At 71.1% G+C, this 21288-nt stretch carries 19 protein-coding genes; 7 read left to right on the top strand and 12 right to left on the bottom strand.

Translation table 11 applies throughout. The features are described 5' to 3' along the window. Positions 1 to 17: 17 nt before the first annotated feature. From BMY74_RS25445 to BMY74_RS25435, 3 genes are all read right to left on the bottom strand, one after another. Entirely contained in the window at positions 18 to 452 is a 435-nt protein-coding gene (locus BMY74_RS25445) for a universal stress protein (RefSeq protein ID WP_089920367.1), read from the bottom strand. A 72-nt stretch (positions 453 to 524) separates the two neighbouring features. Further along, positions 525 to 1085, bottom strand: coding sequence for a CBS domain-containing protein (locus BMY74_RS25440; protein WP_089920366.1), 561 nt, complete (start codon positions 1083 to 1085; stop codon positions 525 to 527). A 78-nt stretch (positions 1086 to 1163) separates the two neighbouring features. Continuing rightward, a complete protein-coding gene (locus tag BMY74_RS25435; RefSeq protein WP_089920364.1) occupies positions 1164 to 2042 on the bottom strand; it encodes a universal stress protein in 879 nt (292 codons plus the stop codon). A gap of 164 nt (positions 2043 to 2206) precedes the next feature. On the opposite strand from BMY74_RS25435, the gene BMY74_RS45205 reads away from it, so the two are divergent. After that, complete coding sequence (locus BMY74_RS45205; protein ID WP_177229912.1) at positions 2207 to 2344, top strand: hypothetical protein; 138 nt, start codon at positions 2207 to 2209, stop codon at positions 2342 to 2344. Here BMY74_RS45205 and BMY74_RS25430 read toward each other — a convergent pair. Continuing rightward, positions 2298 to 3419: a lycopene cyclase family protein gene (locus tag BMY74_RS25430; RefSeq protein WP_089920362.1), complete on the bottom strand. Its 1122-nt coding sequence runs from the start codon at positions 3417 to 3419 to the stop codon at positions 2298 to 2300. The two genes, BMY74_RS45205 and BMY74_RS25430, sit on opposite strands and share 47 nt — an antisense overlap. 138 nt (positions 3420 to 3557) lie before the next feature. Here BMY74_RS25430 and BMY74_RS25425 point away from each other — a divergent pair, with 138 nt between their 5' ends. From BMY74_RS25425 to BMY74_RS25410, 4 genes are all read left to right on the top strand, one after another. Continuing rightward, a complete protein-coding gene (locus BMY74_RS25425; protein WP_089920361.1) occupies positions 3558 to 4160 on the top strand; it encodes a hypothetical protein in 603 nt (200 codons plus the stop codon). Between the two features lie 80 nt (positions 4161 to 4240). Beyond that, entirely contained in the window at positions 4241 to 6502 is a 2262-nt protein-coding gene (gene pflB / locus BMY74_RS25420) for a formate C-acetyltransferase (protein ID WP_089920359.1), read from the top strand. Continuing rightward, the gene (gene pflA, locus BMY74_RS25415; protein ID WP_089920356.1) at positions 6499 to 7230 is read left to right on the top strand and encodes a pyruvate formate-lyase-activating protein; all 732 of its coding nucleotides are present in this window, start codon (positions 6499 to 6501) and stop codon (positions 7228 to 7230) included. Before pflB ends, pflA begins: the two co-directional genes overlap by 4 nt. 20 nt (positions 7231 to 7250) lie before the next feature. Continuing rightward, a complete protein-coding gene (locus BMY74_RS25410) occupies positions 7251 to 8474 on the top strand; it encodes a wax ester/triacylglycerol synthase domain-containing protein (protein ID WP_089920353.1) in 1224 nt (407 codons plus the stop codon). A 102-nt stretch (positions 8475 to 8576) separates the two neighbouring features. Here the strand turns inward: BMY74_RS25410 and BMY74_RS25405 are convergent, their stop codons facing one another. The 7 genes from BMY74_RS25405 to BMY74_RS25375 form a co-directional block, all read right to left on the bottom strand. Further along, positions 8577 to 9503, bottom strand: a complete 927-nt coding sequence (locus BMY74_RS25405; protein WP_245786354.1) for an SDR family NAD(P)-dependent oxidoreductase — start codon at positions 9501 to 9503, stop codon at positions 8577 to 8579. Between the two features lie 18 nt (positions 9504 to 9521). After that, the gene (locus tag BMY74_RS25400; RefSeq protein WP_089920350.1) at positions 9522 to 10130 is read right to left on the bottom strand and encodes a TetR/AcrR family transcriptional regulator; all 609 of its coding nucleotides are present in this window, start codon (positions 10128 to 10130) and stop codon (positions 9522 to 9524) included. A gap of 30 nt (positions 10131 to 10160) precedes the next feature. Beyond that, positions 10161 to 11552 (bottom strand): fatty acid desaturase, encoded by a 1392-nt coding sequence (locus BMY74_RS25395; protein WP_089920348.1) that lies wholly within the window; start codon positions 11550 to 11552, stop codon positions 10161 to 10163. A gap of 64 nt (positions 11553 to 11616) precedes the next feature. Next, positions 11617 to 11910 carry a hypothetical protein gene (locus tag BMY74_RS25390; RefSeq protein WP_143091700.1) on the bottom strand — a complete coding sequence of 98 codons (294 nt, stop codon included), beginning with the start codon at positions 11908 to 11910 and terminating at the stop codon, positions 11617 to 11619. A 60-nt stretch (positions 11911 to 11970) separates the two neighbouring features. Then, positions 11971 to 13872 carry a GH36-type glycosyl hydrolase domain-containing protein gene (locus BMY74_RS25385; RefSeq protein ID WP_089920344.1) on the bottom strand — a complete coding sequence of 634 codons (1902 nt, stop codon included), beginning with the start codon at positions 13870 to 13872 and terminating at the stop codon, positions 11971 to 11973. Positions 13873 to 13916: 44 nt separating this feature from the next. Next, positions 13917 to 16262: a VIT domain-containing protein gene (locus BMY74_RS25380; RefSeq protein WP_089920342.1), complete on the bottom strand. Its 2346-nt coding sequence runs from the start codon at positions 16260 to 16262 to the stop codon at positions 13917 to 13919. Beyond that, positions 16259 to 16969, bottom strand: a complete 711-nt coding sequence (locus BMY74_RS25375; protein ID WP_089920340.1) for a MerR family transcriptional regulator — start codon at positions 16967 to 16969, stop codon at positions 16259 to 16261. The genes BMY74_RS25380 and BMY74_RS25375 overlap by 4 nt, the downstream gene beginning before the upstream one ends. 133 nt (positions 16970 to 17102) lie before the next feature. Between BMY74_RS25375 and BMY74_RS25370 the strand changes: the two genes are divergently transcribed. Together BMY74_RS25370 and BMY74_RS25365 are read left to right on the top strand one after the other, a co-directional pair. Beyond that, positions 17103 to 18101: a hypothetical protein gene (locus tag BMY74_RS25370; protein ID WP_089920339.1), complete on the top strand. Its 999-nt coding sequence runs from the start codon at positions 17103 to 17105 to the stop codon at positions 18099 to 18101. A 108-nt stretch (positions 18102 to 18209) separates the two neighbouring features. Next, positions 18210 to 19343 carry a BMP family lipoprotein gene (locus BMY74_RS25365; RefSeq protein WP_089920337.1) on the top strand — a complete coding sequence of 378 codons (1134 nt, stop codon included), beginning with the start codon at positions 18210 to 18212 and terminating at the stop codon, positions 19341 to 19343. Between the two features lie 8 nt (positions 19344 to 19351). Here the strand turns inward: BMY74_RS25365 and BMY74_RS25360 are convergent, their stop codons facing one another. Next, the gene (locus tag BMY74_RS25360; RefSeq protein WP_245786353.1) at positions 19352 to 20869 is read right to left on the bottom strand and encodes an NF041680 family putative transposase; all 1518 of its coding nucleotides are present in this window, start codon (positions 20867 to 20869) and stop codon (positions 19352 to 19354) included. Positions 20870 to 21288 lie beyond the last annotated feature (419 nt).

The raw sequence follows: 21288 nt of genomic DNA, 5'->3' as shown, positions 1-21288 counted from the left end.
TTTCGCGACGGCGTCCGCTACGGCGTTTTGACCACCACGACGGGGCAGGTGGCGTGGTGCACGCAGTAGGCGCTCACCGACCCCAGGAGCAGTTCGGAGACCGTGCCGCGCCCGCGGTTGCCCACGACGAGCATCCGCGCGTCCCTGGACATCTCGACGAGGAGCTTCTTCGCGTCGCCCTCGATGAGGATCCGGCGCACGTCCGCGTCCTCCGCGTCCGCCGTCGCGGCTTCGAGCACGGACCGGTTCTCGGCCTCCATGCTCGCGGGGTCGAGACCCGAGGCGACCGCGCGGGGGTTCGTCATCACGCCGTAGTCCATGTGCCACACGGAGATGGCGTCGAGGGAGCACCCCCACCGGCGTGCTTCCGCGGCGGCCCAGCGGAACGCGGCGGCACCGGCCGCCGACCCGTCGACGCCGACCACGATGGGGCGGAGTTCGTTGTCGCTCATGGTCTCAGCGTCTCGGTCCGGGCACGCTCCGGTCAGTGCCCGGGGACCTGGGTGGTCCGGGACCTTCGTCCGTCAGCAGGCCACCCGTGTGCCGCGCACGCCGGGCACCGTGCGCACTAAGGCTTCGACCACCTTGCGCTCCGCCTGGTCGGCGAACGTGCCGGACACGCTGACCTCCCCGTCCCGCACCGCGACCGTCCACCTGGGACCACCGCTGTACGCCCGCAACGTCGTCTCCACCCTGGCCGCCAGCACGGCGTCCGCCGGGGTGAGGATCCGGAGCAGGTCACTGCGGCTCACGACCCCGACGAGCACCTGCTCCTCCGTCACGATCGGCAGGCACCGCAGCCGCTTCGCCAGCATCGTCGCGGTGAGTTCCGCCGGCGAGGCCGTCGCGGACGCGCTGACCACGGAGCCGCGCATCACCTTCGACACCGGTGCCTGGGCCGTCTCCGGGGACATGCCCGCCAGCAGGAGGTCGGCTCCGGAGACGATCCCGACCAGCCTGCCGTCGTCGTCCACCACCGGCAGGGCGGAGAACCCGTGGTCGCCCAGCATCGCGCTCGCCGCGCGGACCGTGGTGCCGGGACTCACCGCGATCGCCGGGCTGGACATCACATCTGCAGCGTTCATGCCGTTGAGCGTGTGCCCCAGCTCCGGCTGTCCGGCAGAGCGGGAGGCCACGCGGGGGCAGTGACGTTGGACCCTGTCTCACCGCGCCGCGCGGACGATCGCCAGTGGACAGGGTGAGTGGTAAACGAGCGCCTGGCTGGTCGAGCCGATCAACATGCCCGCGAATCCGCCGTGCCCGTGGCTGCCGACGACCAGGAGCTGCGCCTCGGAACCGTGGCGCACGAGGGCTCGTGCGGGCCGGTCCCGCACCACGACGCGACGCACCTCGACGTCGGGGTACCTGTCCTGCCAGCCGGCGAGCCGCTGTGCGAGCAACCGGCGTGCGTCCTCCTCGACCTGCGCCCAGTCGACCGCCATCCGGGAGACGTTGTAGGCGCGGTCGAGGGTGAAGTCCTGAGTCGTCATGACCGCCGTCAGCACCGCGCCGCGCAGGGAGGCCGCCTCGAACGCGAACGCCACGGCCGCCTCGCTGGTCGGTGACCCGTCGACACCCACGACCACGGGACCTCCAGGTGTCTGCGTGCCACGCACGACGACCACCGGGCTGTGCCCGTGGGCCGCCAGCGCCACCGCCGTGGAGCCGACGAGAAGCCCCGTGACGGTGCCGAGCCCGCGGGACCCGACCACGACGAGCCGTGCCTCCTTCGACTCCTCAACGAGCAGACCTCCCGCGCCGCAGCAGAACACCTCGGTCGTGATCTCCACGTCGGGTGCTGTCGCGCGCGCGGCCGCGGCGGCCTCGGTCAGCCAGTCGCGAGCCTGCTGTTCGACGGCATGGCGAGCCTCGGGGCCGGTGATCACCATCTCCGGGTAGCCGCTGGTGGGCAGCATGTACCCGTGCACCAGCCGCAACGGCAGGTGGTGCCGGGCGCACTCGGCCGCGGCCCAGCTGACGGCGGCGAGCGCCGAGGCGGAGCCGTCGACGCCCGCGACGACCGGTGCGGACGGTGATCTCATGTCGTCACCCGCGGAAGTTCCTCGCATGCCGTCCACGATTCGCCCCTGTGCCGACGCCCCGGCAGGGCGGACGTGCCCAGGCCGCGCGGGCCCTTCGGCCCTCCTGCCCGCCCGTGCCGACCGCGAGTCTCGGCGTGTCGAGTTCGCGACCCGAGGAGCGTTCGATGCGCTGGTACGACACGCCCGACTGGGAGGGCTTCATGGCCGCCGTGCTCATGCTGCTGCTGTGGGCCGCCCTCACCGCCGCGGCGACGATCATCGTGACGTGGTGGCACGAGACGCACCACCGGCACTGGAGGTAAGACGGCGCCGCGCGGCCGCGAGGTACGTCGCCGCCGGCATGCCCGCGAAGAGCCGCATCTCCTGCGACAGCGTGGTTTCCTCGTCGAGGAACCGCAGCGCGGGTTCCGCCGTGCGAAAGCGGAACAGGGCGGCGAACGCGCGTTCGAGCTGCACCGGCTCGCGGGTGACGACGTCGAGCAGCACGGAGTCCAGCAGGGGGAACCGCCCCGGCGCCCGCGGCAGGTCGAAAGGATGGCCGTGCCGGCTCATCGACCAGGCGATCGCGGCGCTGTCCCGTTGCACGCGCTGGTAGGCGAATCCGGTGGACGCCTTCAGCATGCCGCCCCGCGCTCCGATCGTGAGCACGTGCCCGTGTGCGCGGGGAGGCTGCGCCGCGCACAGCGGCAGCACCGCGTGCTCCTCCCGCTCGACCTCGTACCCGGTGGCACCCGCGACCTCCGCGAGGTACTCGGCGAGCGCCTCCCGCTGTGCCGTCTCGTCCTGCGCGGCTCCCGGTGCGACGAACGCCGTGTGCTCGACCAGCGCGTGATGAGTGTCTTCGGGCAGCACGTAGACGAAGCTCGCCCCGTGCGTCTGGGACGTGCGGAAGTCGAACAACGTGGGGATCTCCGCGTCGAACACACCCCGTTCGCTCGAGACCCGCCAGCCGCGGAAGACGAGCTGGGCGTCGAGGGGCGGCGTCTCGCCGGGCCCGACCACGCTGTCGAACACCCAGCGAGCGCGCACGAACCGGCCGTCCACGACGAGGCCGCCGTCGGTGAACCCGTCGACGTGCCCGCGCTGACGGGTGAAGCCCGGCAGCGGATCGGTGTACCGGTGGACGACTTCGGCGAGGTCCCGTCCCCGCACGACGCGGTACCGGTACCGCCCCAGCGGCAGCACGGTGGTCCGGCCGCCCGCGTGCACCCGGATCTTGTCGAACCACCGGTGTGCGGCGGCGTCGAGCATGCCGGCTCCCGCGCTCCAGGACGCCCACGCCCCGTCCTCGACCGGGCGGGAGCCGTCGTCGACGACGACCACGGGATGCCGGTGGTCCGCGACGGCGAGGTGCGCCGCGAGGCTCAGCCCGCTCATCCCCCCCGCCGGCGATCACGATGCGCGTCATGCCCCCACTCTCACCACCGCCGCGCGGCAGGGGGAACGGCTTGGGGACCCCGGAACCGAGGACCTTCGTCCCTGTGACCGGCCCGGCCACCCGACCATCGTGGGGCGATGAGCACCAAGCTGACGACCGGCGTGTGGCGGGCGTGGTTCGTCTGGGTCACCGCCGGGGAGTTCACCGGTTTCCTAGCGCCTGCCATCACGGGCGCGTTGACGTCCTCAGGACCCGTGCTGGTTCTCGCGGGAGGGATCGAGGGCGCGGTGCTCGGTGCGGCGCAGTGTCTCGCCCTCCGCCGCATCATCCCCAGGCTGAGCTCGCGGGACTGGATCGCGGTCACCGCGCTGGGCGCCGTGTTCGCCTGGTCGGTCGCGATGCTCGCCGTCCATTATGGACAGCCGCTCGGCACACTGCCCCTCGCCGTGCTGCTTCCGCTGGCCGCGGTCGCGGGCATGGGGGTCCTGCTGTCGATCGGTGTCGGGCAGTGGTTCGTGCTGCGCCGCCACGCCGACCACGCGTTCCGGTGGGTGTGGGCCACGGGGATCGGGTGGTGCGCGGGGCTGGTCGTGTTCACCGCCTTCACCACTCCCCTGTGGCAGCCCGGTGAACCCACCGCGCTCGTCCTGCTCGTCGGTGCCGCCGGAGGCCTGCTGATGGCCGCCACGATGTCCGCGATCACCGGCGCCGCCCTCGTGCACCTGCTGGGCAAGCCCTGACGGGGCCGGGACCATGGTCCCGGGCCCGTCACCCCCCACGGCCCCTGTCCCCCGCGTCCCGGCGGGACGACCGTGGAGGTATGAGACCTGGCACCGTGATCGAGGCACCCGCGCAAGACTTCGCCTGGCGAGGCTTCCGCGCGGGACACTGGCGCGACGCGATCGACGTCCGCGACTTCATCCAGGCCAACTACTCGCCCTACGACGGTGACGCCGCGTTCCTGACCGGCCCGACGCCGCGCACGACCGCGGTGTGGAACCGGCTCACCGGAATGTTCGCCGAGGAACGCGCCCGCGGCGTCCACGACGTCGACGCGCACACCCCGTCGTCCATCACGGCCCACGCACCGGGCTACATCGACCGCGAGCACGAGCTCGTCGTGGGGTTGCAGACCGACGCGCCGCTCAAGCGCGCGATCATGCCCCAAGGCGGGCTGCGCATCGTGGAGTCGGGCCTCAAGACGTATGGCTACGAGCTCGACCCGCAGGTCCGGGAGATCTTCACCCGGTACCGCAAGACGCACAACGACGGCGTGTTCGACGCCTACACCGCCGAGATCCTGCGCGCCAGGAAGGCCGGCATCATCACCGGACTCCCCGATGCCTACGGCCGCGGCCGGATCATCGGCGACTACCGCCGCGTCCCGCTCTACGGCGTCGACAGGCTGATCGAGGCGAAGAGGGACGAACGCGCCGCGCTCGACGAGCTCTGGTCGACCGAGGACGTCATCCGGGAGCGCGAGGAACTCGCCGAGCAGATCCGCGCACTCGGGGAACTGCGGCAGATGGCCGCCTCCTACGGTTACGACATCTCGGGACCGGCCGGCACCGGCCGCGAAGCCTTGCAGTGGCTGTACTTCGCCTACCTCGCCGCCGTGAAGGAGCAGAACGGCGCCGCGATGTCGCTCGGCCGGACCTCGACGTTCCTCGACGTGTACCTCCAGCGCGACCTCGACGAGGGCCGGCTCACCGAGCGCGAGGCCCAGGAGCTCGTCGACGACCTCGTGATCAAGCTGCGCATCGTCCGGTTCCTGCGCACGCCCGAGTACGACCAGCTGTTCTCCGGTGATCCCACCTGGGTCACCGAGTCCATCGGCGGCATGGGATCCGACGGCCGCCCGCTCGTCACCCGCACCAGCTTCCGGTTCCTGCAGACCCTGTACAACCTGGGTCCCGCTCCCGAGCCCAACCTGACCGTGCTCTGGTCGCCGCGCCTGCCGGAGGGCTTCAAGCGGTTCTGCGCGAAGGTCTCCATCGACACCAGCTCCATCCAGTACGAGAACGACGAACTGATCCGGCCGAGGTTCAGCGACGACACCGCCATCGCCTGCTGCGTCTCCGCGATGCGCGTCGGCGAGCAGATGCAGCTGTTCGGTGCCCGCGTCAACCTGGCCAAGGCCCTGCTGTACGCCGTCAACGGCGGCCGGGACGAGATCTCCGGCGTCCAGGTGACACCGCCCTTCCCGCCGATCACCTCCGAGTACCTCGACTACGACGAGGTCCGCGCCGCGTTCGACAGGACGACCGACTGGCTGGCGAAGACCTACGTGGAGGCGCTGAACATCATCCACGCGATGCACGACAAGTACGCCTACGAACGCATCGAGATGGCGCTGCACGACCACCCCGTCGAGCGCCTGCTGGGCTGCGGCATCGCCGGCCTCTCGGTCGTCGCCGACAGCCTCTCCGCCATCCGGCACGCGCGGGTGCGGGTGGTCCGCGACGAGTCCGGCCTGGCGGTCGACTACGTCGTCGAGGGCGATTTCCCGAAGTACGGCAACAACGACGACCGGGCCGACGCGATCGCCGTCGACCTCGTCGAGAGCTTCATGAGCAAGGTGCGCCGCCACCCCGCCCACCGGGGCGCCGTGCACACCCAGTCCGTCCTGACCATCACCTCGAACGTGGTCTACGGCAAGCACACCGGCAACACCCCCGACGGCCGCCGCGCCGGCGAACCGTTCGCCCCCGGCGCCAACCCGATGAACGGCCGGGACAGGCACGGCCTCGTCGCCGCCGCCCTGTCCGTCGCCAAACTCCCCTACGACCAGGCGCAGGACGGCATCTCGCTCACCGCCAGCATCACCCCCACCGGTCTCGGCCGCACCCCCGACGAACAGGTGACCAACCTGGTCGGTGTGCTGGACGCGTACACCGACGCGGGCGGGTTCCACCTCAACGCCAACGTGCTCGACCGGGAGACGCTCCTCGACGCCATGGCCCACCCCGAGAACCACCCGCAGCTGACCATCCGCGTCTCGGGTTACGCGGTGAACTTCGTCCGCCTCACGCCCGAGCAGCAACGCGACGTCATCAACCGCACCTTCCACGAGTCGCTGTGATCGCCACCGGTTCAGTCCACTCGTGGGACGTCGCCACCGCGGTCGACGGACCTGGCACCCGCTTCGTGCTCTTCCTGAGCGGGTGCCCGCTGCGGTGCCTGTACTGCCACAACCCCGACACCTGGCACATGCGCGACGGCCACCGCACGACCGTCGACGAGGTGGCGGGCGAGATGGCGAAGTTCCGCAGGTTCATCGAGGTGGCCGGTGGCGGCATGACCATCAGCGGCGGAGAACCGTTGCTGCAACCGGACTTCACGGCGTCTGTCCTGCGCCGTGCCAAGGAGCTCGGCCTGCACACCGCGCTCGACACCTCGGGCTTCCTGGGTGCACGAGCGACCGACGAGCTCCTCGCCGACACCGACCTCGTGCTGCTGGACATCAAGTCCTGGGACCCGGTCACCTACCGGCGCGTGACCGGCGGTGAGGTCGCCCCGACGCTGGAGTTCGCACGCAGGCTGTCGGCGATGCGCAAGCCGATGTGGATCCGGTTCGTGCTCGTTCCCGGACACACAGACGCGGTGGACAACGTCGAAGGCATCGCATCCTTCGTGAGCACCCTCGACACCGTCGAGCGCGTGGAGGTCCTCCCCTTCCACAAGCTCGGTGCGCCGAAGTACGCCGCGCTGGGAATCCCGTTCCCGCTCGACGACGTGCCCACGCCCGATGCCGTGCTGCTGGAGCGAGTTCGCCGTCAGTTCTCCGACCGAGGGCTGCGCACGCACTGACGCCGCCGAGGAGCGTTTCGATGATCGACCGGACCAGCCCCGCCGACGTGATGTCGCTCGCCTCGGGCATGCAGGTGGGCGCGGTCCTGGTGCTGCAACGCGATCCCGGCGACGTCGAATCCCTGCTCGCCCAGCGCGTCCCGTCTGTGCCCCGGCTGCGCCGACGACTGGTCGCGACTCCGTTCGGAGGCGGTCGCCCCATCTGGGTCGACGACGCCGGGTTCGACATCACCGGACACGTGCACCGCGTGGTCTGCCCGGCTCCCGGCGACGAGGCCGCCCTGCTGGACATCGCCTCCTCGCTCGTGATTCGTCCCCTCCCGCACTCGGCTCCGCTCTGGTCCGCGACGATCGTCACCGGACTGGCGGAGGACCGAGCGGCGTTGGTCGTGGTCTTCCACCACGTGTTGTCCGACGGCATCGGCGGGCTCGCCGTGCTGGCGAACCTGGTCGACGGATCACCGGCCATCGAGGCCGAACCCTTTCCAGCACCCGCGCCGTCCCGCCACGATCTCGTGAAGGACGCATGGGCGGCCCGACTCACATCCCCCGCGCACTTTTCGCTCGCGGGTTTTCGGTGGCCCTCACGCGGCGCACGCTGTTCCCTGAACCAGCCGATCGGGCCACGCAGACGGCAGACCATCGCCCGGACCAGCGTCTCCCGCTTGCGCACCGCCGCACACCGCTGCGGTGGCACGGTCAACGACGCCCTGCTCAGCTCGGTCACGGGTGCCCTGGGCACGGTCCTGGCCGAGCGAGGGGAGCACGTCGACGACCTGGTGGTCTCCGTCCCCGTGTCGACGCGGCGATCCACGACGGCCGCGCACCTCGGCAACAGCACTGGCGTCATGCCCGTCGCACTGCCGACCGGCGGCGACACCTGGTCGCGGCTGACCCGCATCGCTGCCACGACCAGGTCGCACAAGAAGACGGCCACCCCGGTGACGCCCGTCTTCCGGCTGTTGCAGGGCCTCGGGATCGCGGACTGGTTCATGAACCACCAGCACATGGTGAACACCGTCGTGACCAACGTGCACGGCCCTGATCGTCCCGTGCGGCTGGGTGGTGTGCCTGTCGTCGGGCTGATCCCGTTGTCCGCCACCACGGGCAACGTGACCGTGGCGTTCGCGGCCCTGTCCTACGCCGGCACGTTCACCGTCACCGTGGTCGCCGACCCCGATCGCACACCCGACCTGGCGGCGATCACCGAGGCGCTGCAGGCCGAACTGGACCTGCTCGGCTGAATCCCGCAGGCTGGATCTGCGACTCTGCCCTTCCACGAGGATCAACCAGGCATCGCGAACGTGTTCATCACCCGTGCTCCCACGATGCTCCACCTGGGAACGTCACCTGAGACCCGCGGCGGACGTGCTGTACCGCCAGAACGCGGCGACGTCCCCGGGCTTCTCCGCGGTGGTGGGCAGCACGTGCGCCGGACGCTCCCGGCGGTCGTGCCAGAAGCGTCCGGCGCGCGGAGCGGGTGTCGCCGCGGCGAGCCAGACGACGGTGTCCGCGCCCTCTTCCGGTGTGCGCAGGAACGCCCTGGTCAGTCGGTGGAACCCCGGTAGCGAGCCGGCGACGCCCGGTGTGTCGGCCCAGCCGGGGTGCATGCCGTGCACCGCGATCCCGTCGGACGCGTAGCGCTCGGTCAGCAGCGGGACGAGCGTGACCTGCATGCGTTTCGTGCGCGCGTAGGCCGTCGCGCCCTTATAGGTGCCCTGGCGGTACTCGGGGTCGTCGGCGTACAGGCGTTGCGTGTACATGCCTCCCGAGGAGACGAACACGACGCGCGCGTCCGGGGAAGCTGCGAGCTGCGGGCGCAGCAGGTCGGTCAGCAGCAACGGACCCAGCACGTGCGTGGCGAACGTCAGCTCGTGGCCGTCCGGGGTGACCGTGCGTTCCTTCGGCAGGACTCCGGCGTTGTGCACCAGGACGTCCAGTCGGTCGATCTCCGCGGCGAACCGCCGCACGGACTCCGGGCTCGACACGTCGCAGTGCCGGACTTCGACCGTGGCACCGGGTACCTCGGCCACGATCTCCCGGCGCGCGGTCTCGCCCTTGCGTTCGTCGCGCACGGCCAGCACGACGTCCGCGCCGAGACGGGCGAGGCCCAGCGCCGTCGCCTTGCCGATGCCGCTGCCGGCGCCGGTCACGACGGCTGTGCGGCCGCGCAGTGCGCCGGACGGCAGGTCGGTCCAACTCTTCTCGCGCAGCCAGTAGCCCCACTTCGAGTAGCCGGGAACGACGAGCCGGTCCGCGATGGTGTCGAGCACGCTCACCTCCGGTGTTCGTCAGCCGAAGCGCAGCGGTTTCCTCGCGGGCTCCTCCAGCACGCGTGACGCGAGCCACGCCAGGCCGTCGGCCGTGGCGGCCGGGGTGCCCGTCGGCTGGACCACGTGGCTGAGGACCGTGCGGGTCATGAGGTCGATCAGCACCTCGACCTGCTCGCCGCTCAGGCCCGTGCGGTAGGCCTCGACCCGTGCCGTGAGCATCGCCTTGACCTCGGTGAGCAGGGTTTCGGCCTGGGTGGTCAGCAGCGGCACGAGTTCGGTGTCGGCGCCGTGCGTCGCGGAGGCGATCGCGCGGACCAGGAGGTTGCCGCGGGCGAGGTCGAGGACGTCCCGGACGGCGTCGTGGATCGCCTCGACCAGGTCACCGGGGTGGCGGTCGAAGGCGGTGCCGATGGCCGTCAGGAACCGGCCGAGCTCGTGCGCGAGCATCGCGTCGGCGAGGGAGTTCTTGGAGCCGATCTCGTTGTAGACGGTCTGGCGGCTGACCCCGGCCTGCTCGGCGAGCCGCGTCATGGTGACCGCGGCCCAGCCGTCGCGGGCGGTCATCTCGATCGCCACGTCGATGATCGGCCGCCTGCCGGAGGCCGCTGCCGCAGAAGTCCCGCCCATGTCCTGATCCTAGGTCGTGCGCGACGCCGCCTACGCCGACGTCACACGGCCCGGCGCGACGAAGTCGATCTTCTCGCGCACCCCGCAGTCGGGGCAGCACCACGAGTCCGGGATGGCCGACCACGGCGTCCCGGCGGGGAAGCCCTCGCGCGGGTCGCCGGTGCTCTCGTCGTAGACGTACCCGCAGCCCGGGCACATGCCGCCCGCGGTCGCGTCACCCCGGCTGTCCGCGACGACGACCTCACCGGCGTCGGTGCCGCCGTAGCGGGCGAGGACGTCTTCCCGCTTGCCCGGCTGGATGTTGGCGCGGCCGATGTCGCCGCCGAAGTGCGCCTGCACGCGCGGGTCCATCACGCGCCGCCACAGCGGGGGCACCAGGGCGAGCAGGATCATGCCCGCGTACCCGGTCGGCAGCACCGGGGACTCGGCGAAGTCGCGCAGCGTCTGGTAGCGCCGGGTCGGGTTGGCGTGGTGGTCGCTGTGCCGCTGCAGGTGGTAGAGCAGCACGTTCGTGGCGATGTTGTTGGAGTTCCAGCTGTGGCTCGGGTCCACGCGCTCGTAGCGCCTGCGGCCCGGAGCGCCGACCATCTGCCGCAACATCCCGTAGTGCTCCATGTAGTTGACGACCTCCAGGAGCGAGAAGCCGATGACCGCCTGGATGAGCAGGTACGGCACGATGCCGACGCCCAGCCACACGATCATCGCCGCCCACAGCACCGCCGACATCAGCCACGCGTTGAGCACGTCGTTGCCCAGCCGGTACGGGTGCCGGTCGCGACGCCCGTACCGCTTGCGTTCGAGCCGCCACGCCGACTTGACCGAGCCGAACACCGTGCGCGGCCAGAAGCGGTAGAAGCTCTCGCCCACGCGGCTGCTCGCCGGGTCCTCCGGGGTGGCGACCCGCACGTGGTGGCCGCGGTTGTGCTCGATGTAGAAGTGGCCGTAGAAGCTCTGCGCGAGCGCGATCTTCGACAGCCACCGCTCGTGGCTCTCCTTCTTGTGCCCCAGTTCGTGCGCGGTGTTGATGCCGATGCCGCCGATGCACCCGATCGACACCGCGAGGCCGATCTTGTCCACGACGGACAGGTCACCGCGGGCGATGAACCAGAACGCCACCACGAACCCGACGTACTGGATCGGCAGGTACAGGTAGGTGATCCAGCGGTAGTAGCGGTCGTTCTCCAGCCGTTCGATCACGTCGTCGGGCGGGTTGCTCCGGTCGAGGCCCGCGACCAGGTCGATCGCCGGGACGATCAGCAGGACCACGACCGGGCCGATCCAGAACCACACGCCCCAGCCCGTGACGGCGTGCATCCCGATCGCCAGGAACGCCAGGGACGGCACGACCAGTCCCAGCAGCCACAGGTACCGCTTGCCGTCCGTCCACTGCTCGGTTGAGCCGACGGGCACCGTTGCCTTCATGTCGCTCTCCTCCGGGAGGTTGACAGAAAGGTAGGGGATGTAAAGCCCGTTTGACAATAGGCCCCTAGATGTAAACCCAGAGGACCCGGTCGCGCCTGCGGTGGGCGACCGCCACGACGGTCAGGGTCACGGCCACGTCACCGAGCACGGCCTCCAGCGCCGCGGAGATGTCGCGCACGGTCCGCTGCGGCGAACTGCCGCGCCACACCACGACCTCGGCGTGGACCTCCTCGTCGGCGAACAGCTCGACGCTGTGCACCGCCGGGTGGCACAGGACGGTCTGCTCGACGAGCGACAACCGTTCGTCCTCGGACAGCGGCGTGCGCAACTGGACGACTCGGTGGCGGCAGCTGGACAACGGAACTCCTCGATCAGCGCGGACGGCTTCGGTCCGAAGAGCACGCGAGATCCGGAAATGTCACGCACGTTCACCGAATCGGGGTACAACGCCCCGCAGCCGCAGGTAGGCGAGCAACGGCTGGGAGTGGCTGTGCAGGTTCGCGACGGGGTACGCCTGCATCGCCGTGCCGAACTCCGGCAACGCCCACGTCTCGCCGGGCCGGTCGCTGTCCGGTGCGAGGTAGCAGTCGGGGCCGGACAGCGTGCCGGTCCACACGTCCGGATACGCGGCCGTGTGCGCGTGCAGCGTCATGCGTCGCCACTCGTCCCAAGCCAGGTCCTCGTCGTGCAGGGACGCCGCCCAGACCAGCGTCATGTTCACCGAGAACCACACCTGGCCCTGCGCGCCGGCGGGAGAGGGCCAGCGGTGGCGGGCGCCCAGCGGTGACCCGGCGCGGCACGTCTCGTCGATGGTGGTGAGCAACGCGCGTGCCTGGTCCGGAGTCGCTGCGCCGCAGAGGATCGCCCACGGCTGCACCTCCAGCCACAGGTCGTTCTCGCCGACCACCGCGTTCCCCGGGCCGCGGGCGCGGCGGAACCAGCGGCCGTTCCACTCCTGCGCGACCAGCTCGCGGAGGGCGGTGGCACGGTGGCGTGCCTCGGAAGCCGTTGCGGCGTCACCCACCCGTTCGGCGAGCTCGGCGTAGACGGGGAGCACCCAGGCCGCCATGGCCGAGTTCAGCACCGACTCGCCCCGCTCGACCATCAGCTCACGGTCCACTCCGGACTCCCGGATGGCGAGGTCGTTCCAGTCCGCGTTGAGGATCCGGACGTGGCCGTACTCGCCCACCCCCACCTCGTCGGCGAAGAACCGGAACTGGCGCCTCAGGTTCTCGGCGAGCGGGACGGGATGCGCGCCGTGGCACGGGTGGTACGGCACGGGTTCGTGGAACGCGGCGAGGTCACCGGTCGCGGCGGCGTACTCGGCGGCGAGCCAGAGCGCCCAGAGGTTCTGGTCGGACGGGCGGAACAGCTGCGTCCACGGCTGTTTGCGGCCGTCGAGCGCGTACGGGAGGTCGCCGTCCGGGCTGCCCCAGGCGCAGGTGTTGCGCAGCACCGACAGGGCGAGGTCCGGTTCGAGGTGCACGAGCGGCAGGGCGTGTTGCAGCGGATCCCTTGCGGCGCCGTTGAAGCCGTGGCGGAACGAGTAGGCCGAGCCCTGGTTCAGGGTGTGACCGCCGAGAACGCCGTCGGTGCACGCGCCGCCGGTCAGCAGTGCCGCGTGCCAGCGGATCTCGTCCGGCGCGGACGGGAGTCGCCGGCGGAGGGCGGCCAGGCTCGTCCCGTGGACCGCCTCCGGGTCCACGAGTCCGTCGAGCAGCCCGAACCGGAACCACGCGGTGGTCCGCTCCCCCGGCGCCAGTTCCAGCGGGATCCCGACGGTCAGGGTTCCTGCGGTCGTCCGCACCCGCTCGCCTCCGGCGTGCTCCAGCGCCACGACGGGTGCGTCCGGCGGAGGATCTCCTCGCACCGGCCCGAACTCCAGGTTCACCTCGCGCGGCCGCACCTCCCACTCCTCGGTGAGCACGCCGCGCAGCACGCCGTCGCCCCGGTTCACCACCTCGACCTTGATCAGCACCCACGGCACGGCGCCCTCCGGGCACAGCACCGTGCGTTCGACGTCCCCGGCCGCGAGCCGGACGAAGGTGGGTCCGAACACCTTCACGGGCGCCGATTCCGTTGCCACCGCGCCGAATCGACCGGTGCCGGTGTGCTCGGCGAGCCACCGGCAGCCGAGGTGCTCGTCCCACAGGCCGAAGAGCCCGTCGCTGTCGGCGGCCAGGGTGATCCGGCGGTTGCCGAGGTGCACCCGGTGCGTCGAGGACGGCGGGTCGAGGATGGGGTCCCACGGCCGAGGGCCTGCCCGGTACTCGAACGCGGGCAGGCCCTCGACCGTCGTCCACTCGCCGAACGCGCTCATGGGGAAAGCGTTGCGGCACAACCCTCACACGGGCAATCGTCCGATCAGCGCCAGAACCTCCTGCGCCGCTGCGGCTCGGCCTCGCCCGCCCCGAACTCCCGCAGGACCTCCAGGGCCCGCGCCCACAGCTCGTCGACGTCTCCCCCGGCGGTGATCTCGGCGACGAGGCCGTGCACCGGCGCGTACGCGGGGCCCTGCCTGCCCGCGATCAGGGTGCCGAGCCGGCTCGCCAGGTCGGCGAGCAGGTCGCGGCGCTCCCACGCGGGCAGTGCCGCGTCCTGCTCCAGGCGCCGCACCTCCCGTGCGACGACCTCGTGCAGGTCGGCCGGATCACTGGTGGGCAACGGCATCGGCACCGGCATCGGTGCGGACGCCCGCATCCGCTTGGGGGCGCTCCCCGGCTGGGGAGCCGCGGCCATCGGCGGGGCGGGCGGCAGGGGCATCGCCGCGTCGAACGAGGCGGGTGCGCCGGCGAACGGGCTGGCCCCGCCGAAGACGCGTGCCCCGCCGGCGAAGCTCGGTGCCGGCATCGGAGCGCCCGGAGCGCGCATCTCCCAGCCCGCGGGCTGCTCGACCGGCTGCACCACGCGGTGGACCGTGCCGTCGGACACGACCCGCTCGTCCACCGCGACGAACGCGGTGAAGCGGCACAGCACGCCGAACTTCAACGACGTCTCCACGATCGTCGACTCGAGCGACCGGTCGCCGACGGCGTACCGGTCCTCCAGGTCGCGCAGCGCGGCACGGGCCCACTGCGCCCGGACGGCCGGTGACGTGTGCTCCCGCACGGGCACCGACTCCTGCCAGTCCGCGCCGTCGCGGGTCCGGCCGCGCACGGTGAACTCCTTCGGCGCCGCACCGCGGTACCGGCCGAACGAGACCAGGGGCACGCCCGGATAGATGGCGGTGGCCTGCCTGGGCAGGTCGGACGTCGGCTCCACCACCACGTCGGTGACGACGGGCGCGCCGATCCGCCGCTGGATGTGGGTCATGGCCTCGTCCAGCCGGTCCTCGCTCTCGACCAGTTCGCACCGGCCCGCTCCCGCGGCGGCGAGCCTGCCGAGGAAGCCCGCGTTGACGGCCGTGTCGATGCCCACGGCGTGCACGCGCGTCCGGCTGATCAGCGGCGTGATGTCGCGCAGCACCTGGTCCTCGTTGCCGACCTGGCCGTCCGTGACGAGCACGAGCACGGGGTCCCGCTCCGACTGGGCGTCCGCCAGCAACCCGAGCCCCTGCCGCAGCGGCTCGTACAGCTCGGTGCCCCCGCGCGCCTGCACGGCCGCGAGGTGCTCGACGGCCCGGAACCGGTGGCGGTCGGTGCCCGAGACAAGCCCCTGTCCGAGCGCCTCGGGACGTTCGAGCCGGTCGTCGAAGCTGATGACGGAGAACGTGTCGTCGTTCGTCAGCGTGTCGACGATGCGCGCGGCCGCCCGCCGGGCCGCCACCATCTTCCAGCCGGACATGCTGCCGGACCGGTCGAGCAGCAGCACGACGTCCCGCGGCCGCACGGCCGTCTCGGGCTCGGGCGGCAGGACCGTCAGCTGGTAGGTGCCCTCGCCGCTGTCGTCCTCGTCGGGCACGCACACGACCGCGGAGCTGTTGCCCCGGTACTGCAGGCGCAGCACGAAGTCGCGGTCGACCCGCTCACCGGGCGTGACCGTCACCGTGGTGCCCTCGGTGACCACCGTGTGAAGGCTCGACCGCACCTCCCCGAGTTCGAGGCCGGCGGAGTCGATCTCCACGCCGATGCCGAGCCGCACGGGGTTCGGGAACCCGGGCAGCAGCACGGGCGGCGTGATCCGGGACGCGTCCGGCACCACGTCGGTGTCCTGGGCGTGCCCGTCCCCGACCGACGGCCCCGGCAACGGCGAGCCCGGCACGTACCGCGGCGCCACCACCAGCGGGAACCGGAACGTGGCCGCACCGTCCTCGAACACCAGCGGCCCCACCAGCGTCAGCTCGACGGACACCCGCTCCCCCTGCGGGATGTTGCCGACCCGCATGGTGAAGACGTCCGGCCGCTCCTCCTCGACGATCGACGCCCGCCTGCCCGCCGCGATCGCGTCGTCGTAGGTCTGCCGCGCCTGCGCCCGCTCCTGCAGGTCGGCCTCGACGGTCCGGTCACCGGCGGTCATCTTCATGCCGGTGACGGCGGCCCGGTCCGGCAACGGGAACACGTACGTCGCTTCGAGCGCGGTGTCGTGGGTGTTGACGAACCCGGCGGTCAAGACGACTCGGCCTACCAGCCCTGTTATCTGCGCTCTCACGTCCAGGGCCTCGAGGGGCAGGTTGCCCCGTTCGGTGCGCAGCGCGCCGAGACCCGCGTCCTCGGTCGTCCGGCCGATGCGGTCGGCTTCGGCGGCCTTCATCGGGGCGACGGAGATGGTCATGACTGGTCCCTTTCGTTGAGCAGGCCGCGGGCGGCGAGCAGGTCGAGCAGTGGGCGGGCGGCGGCGGCGATCTCCGCGCGGTCGGCGGCGGACGGGGTGCCGGGGATCAGGAGGACGGCGCCTCCGGGGAGGGCTACGCCGTTGAGGGCGAACGCGGGTGGATGTGGTGGTGCGGGCGGTGTTCCGGTGGGAGCCGCAGGTGGTGCGGCGGCCGAAGGTGGTGCGGCTGGCGCAGGCCGTGCGGCAGGCACAGGTGGTGCGGCGGCCGCAGGTGGCGCGGTCGGCACACCTGCCGCCGTCCCCACGTCGGCGGCCGCCGGTCGAGGTGCCGCGGGCGCCGCCCAGAACCTCGGCCGCACCTCCTCCGCCGGCACCCCCGCCTCATCGCTCTCCAGCAGGTGCGAAGGCACGCGGGCGATCGCCGCCAGCGTCGTGTCGGTGGCACCGGCCAACTCGGCCTGGATGTCCGCCAGCGTCCTCCCCTCCGACTGAAGTCTCTTCACCGCCACCAGCTGGAGCAGGTGGCGCTTCTCGTACAGCGCCGAGCGGCCGCGCATCGCCGACGGCCTGTCGACCAGGCCCGTCGTCGCGTACCAGCGGACGGCCCGCTTGTCGGGCACGTCGCGCACCCGGCCGTTGGGCGCGCCCGAGTACTCCGCCGCCAGCGCGGCGGAGACGCGGTCCAGCAACTCGTCGAGCGTCCACACCTCACGATCGTGACACTGCAACCGTGACAGTGTCAATGTCCAAAACCTGATGATGTTCACGTCCAGTAGCCGGGTAGGGTCCAGCGGGTCCGCGTGCCCCCTGTACACCCCACGATGAGGACGGAGAGCACGAGTGATCACGGACGAGGCCGGCCGCCTGACCGGCCACGACGCCGCTTTATCCCGCTTGAGGACCCAGAAGGCGAAGATTCAGTACGCGCTGGAGCACCTGCCGCGTGAATCTTCGGTGGAGGACGTCCGCCGCTGGTTGAGCAAACAGGGCCAGACCGTGCCCACCCGGCCGTACGCCACGCCGATCGTGAACGAGTGGCGCGCCCGCAACGGCGTGACCGACACGAGCGGTCACATCCCGTTGACGCCGGAGCTGATCGCCCAGCTGGACGCGGCGGAGAACCCCGCTCCCGAAGCCGGGCCCGAAGCTGAACCCAAGGCCGAGAGCACCACCGAGCCCGCAGGTGCGAAGGGCTTCTACGCCGTCGCGCTGATGAGCATCGGTGTCAGCGTCGACACGTCGTGGCGGTTCTTCGAGCAGCGCCTCGGCATCACAGACGTGGTCGAGCGGGTCGTCCTGTTCTCCGTCATGGAGGCGGCACTGGTCGCGTGCGGCTGGGCGATGCGCGGTGGCGTGCGCCAGAACGGTCGCCCCGGACCGGCCCGTCTCGTCGCGTGGGCGCTGACCGCGTTCGCGGCGTTCGCGGCCTTCAGCCTGTCCGGACCGGTCGCCGGCACCGCCCGCGTCCTGCTCGGCCCGGTCCTCGGGCTGGTCATGCTGCACCTCGCGCTGGGCATCGAGATCCGCGCGGCGCGGCAGCGCACCACGACGTGGGCGCGCGTCGGCCGCGAGGTGCGGGAGCGCCTGCTCTCGGTGTTCGGTCTGGGTGACGACGGCCGGGACGCCCTGGCGCGCACGCGGGACAAGGCTGCGTTGCGAGCCGCGAAGCTCGCCGTCGCCGGAAGGTGGACGCCGCGCCGCAAGGCCCGGCTGCGCAAGGCGCTGCACGCCTCGCACGTCGCGCACGACCCCGCGCAGCGCGACCGGATGCTGCGCGAACTCGGGGTGCTCCAGCACGCCGACGAGCTGGCCCGGACCACCCAGCCGTCGCCGTGGTGACGTCAAGATCTCGTTCCCAGTGGGTGAACTCTCAACCGGTTTGATCGGGCCGGAAGGTACCGTCCGCGTCCTAAGCCGAGTTAGAGGAGACGAACCGTGCGTCGTCGTATGCGTGGCACCGCCGTGGCCGCGATCGCGCTGACCAGCCTCATGGTGGTGAGCGCCTGTGCGAAGGACTCCGGTGGCGGCGACAACACCTCCGCCCCTTCGGGCAGCGCCTGCGAGTTCTCGACGCCGCCCACCGCCCCCGCCTCGTCCAGCAGCACCACCGCTGCCGCCGGCAGGAAGGTCGACGGCAGCGCGCTGAAGATCGGCCTGGCCTACGACATCGGTGGCCGCGGCGACGCGTCGTTCAACGACCTCGCCGCAGCCGGGTTCGACAAGGCCATCGCGGACATGGGCGTGAAGAAGGAGAACACCCGCGAGCTCTCCGCGGCGCCGAACGAGGACGAGTCCGCGAAGCAGACACGCCTGCGCCAGCTCGCGTCCGAGGGGTTCAACCCGATCGTCGGTGTCGGTTTCGCCTACACCGAGTCGCTCAAGGTCGTGGCGCCGGAGTTCCCGAACGTCCAGTTCGGACTCGTGGACTCCGCTGTGGAGGGTGTCACCAACGTGACCCCGCTGGTCTTCGCCGAGCAGGAGGGCGCGTTCCTCGCGGGCGTCGTCGCCGCCTACCAGAGCAAGAACTGCCACGTGGGCTTCGTCGGCGGCGTGGACATCCCGCTGATCCAGAAGTTCGAGGCGGGCTACAACCAGGGCGCGCAGACCGCGGCGCCCAAGGTGAAGCTCGACAAGAAGTACATCACCCCGGCCGGTGACTTCACCGGCTTCCAGGACCCGCCCAAGGGCCAGGAGGCCGCGAAGGGTCTGATCGACAAGGGCGCCGACGTCCTCTACCCGGCGGCGGGCGCGTCCGGCATCGGCGTGTTCGCGGCGATCAAGGAGGCGGGTGTGCTCGGCATCGGCTGCGACGCCGACCAGTACAACCAGCCGGCGCTCGCGGCCAACCGCGACGTCATCGTGGCGTCGAGCCTCAAGCGCGTGGACGTGGCCGTCTACGACTTCTTCCACGCGGCCGCCGCGAACGACCTCGCGTCGCTGCCCAAGGTCTTCGACCTGAAGTCGAACGGCATGGGGTACGCGACGTCCGGCGGCAAGATCGACGCGAAGCTGCAGGGCATCCTCGAGGCCTACAAGGCCCAGATCATCGAGGGCAAGATCAAGGTCGCCGACAAGATCTAGCTTGAGTTTTAACCTGTTCGGCGGGGTCGTGGGTTGCTGGACTTGGTCTTCCTGCCTCGCTTGGCGCTCTGCTTGTTTGTGCTGGTGACGGTATGGACGTCGTGGCGTGGTGCGGGCTGGTGGTTGGACTGTCCTGCGGGGCGTCCTGGTCCGGGGCGTGAGGGTTTCGGGACACTGGCTGGGCAGGCCAGTTGTGGACGCAGGTTCCGAAACCCGCGGCGGATCCGTGAAGGGCTCAGCCGCTGGGCTGGGCGGGGTTTCTCCCAGGGGCGGCGCAGATCGATGGCGAGCTCGCGGGCGAGGCGGAGCTGGGTGTAGGCGGTGATCAGCAGCCAGGTCCAGCGGTCCGCGGCGTCGGGTGAGCGGAGTTTCGGGGTGGTCCAGCCGAGGGTTTGTTTGAGCATGCGGAAGGTGTGCTCGATGTCGAAGCGGCGCAGGAACGCCTGCCAGGCAACGTCCACCTGGTCCTGATCGAGTCCGGTACGGGAATGCCAGAGCCACACGGGTTTCGGGATCGCCCCCGACGGCAGACGCTCGACCTCGAGCCGGATCACGGTGCCGTCGAGGATGGGCAACTTCCCGTCGTGGGCGGCCCAGGCGATGCGGTGGGTCAGCCTGGGGTGCAGCCGGTCCCAGGCCCGGATCAACGCCGGGCCGTAGAGCCGGGTGGTGGTCTCGAGGGTGATGCCCGGTGTGTCCCAGGTGGCGGGGTCGCCGAAGGCAAACTCGCCGCCGTGGCGGCAGGGCCTGCCCATCGTGCCCGGCAGATGCGGTGGGGCCGGGCGGCGCAGGACCCGATCCGAGCGCATCCGCACCAGCACCGCGATCGGCAGGTCGGCCAGCACGTGAGCCAAGCGGGGTCCGTCGTAGCCGGCGTCGGCGACCAGCAGGATCTCCGGATCTCCCGGTGACCAGTGCCCGGCCGCGACCAGGCGGTCCACCACCTGACGAACCTGCCGGGCGGTCACGTCCGCCGCGATGTCATCCGGTGCGAGCCGGATCGCGTCCAGCGGCGCGGTCCACGAATGACGCCCCGCTTCCAGGGCGACGACGATCGAGTACGGCCAGCCCGGCACCATCATGTGCTGGTCCTTGCCCCGGCCGTAGGTGTGGCACAGGATCCGCTGCGCACAGGTGTGTGCCTCTGGGCGCAGCCAGCACGTCACATCCACCGCCAGCACCAGCCGCCCGTCCGCGGCACCACGCGGCAGCGACACCCCGGCCAGCGCGGTCCGCAACCGGTCGACGTCCACCCGGCCCCTCGCCAGCGCGGCATAGCCGCTGCCATGCCCGCGCCGATGCTCACCGGCCAGCGACAGCTCCGCCACCGAACGGACCGGACCATCGGCGCACAACACCGCGTCGGTCAGCTCGAACAACGCGTCCGCCCGCCGCGTCACACACCGGTAGAACTCCTGCCGCAACGCCGACAACTCCCCGAACGCAGCGGCGTCCCGGGCATGGTGCACACTGATCAACTGAAGCCCTTGGTCCGATCTTCTTTCTGTCGCAAGAAGAATGATCAACCAAGGGCTTCACTCATGATCAACGAGGGTGCACACCGGCCGCTCAGAGGTTAAAACTCAAGCTAGCTTGAGTTTTAACCTGTTCGGCGGGGCCGTGGATTGCTCGACTTGGGTTTGTTGCAGTGCTTGGTCTTGTGTGTGTTTGTGCCGGTGACGGTGTGAACATCGTGTCGTGTGGCAGGCCGGTGGTTGGGAGTTCCGGCGGGCCGTCCGGGGCCTGGCCTTGAGGGTTTCGGGACACGGGCTGGACAAGCGAGTTGTGGGCGCAGGTTCCGAAACCCCCGTCGGACTCGTGCTGGGCTGAGCCGGTGTGCTGGGCGGGGTTTCTCCCAGGGGTGGCGCAGGTCTTTGGTGAGGTCGCGGGCGAGGCGGAGCTGGGTGTAGGCGGTGATCAGCAGCCAGGTCCAGCGGTCCGCGGC

This window comes from Lentzea albida, assembly GCF_900111005.1.
Lineage (GTDB): Bacteria > Actinomycetota > Actinomycetes > Mycobacteriales > Pseudonocardiaceae > Lentzea > Lentzea albida.
Note: the sequence above shows the minus strand (reverse complement) of the source record. Positions and strands in the feature narration are given on the sequence as shown.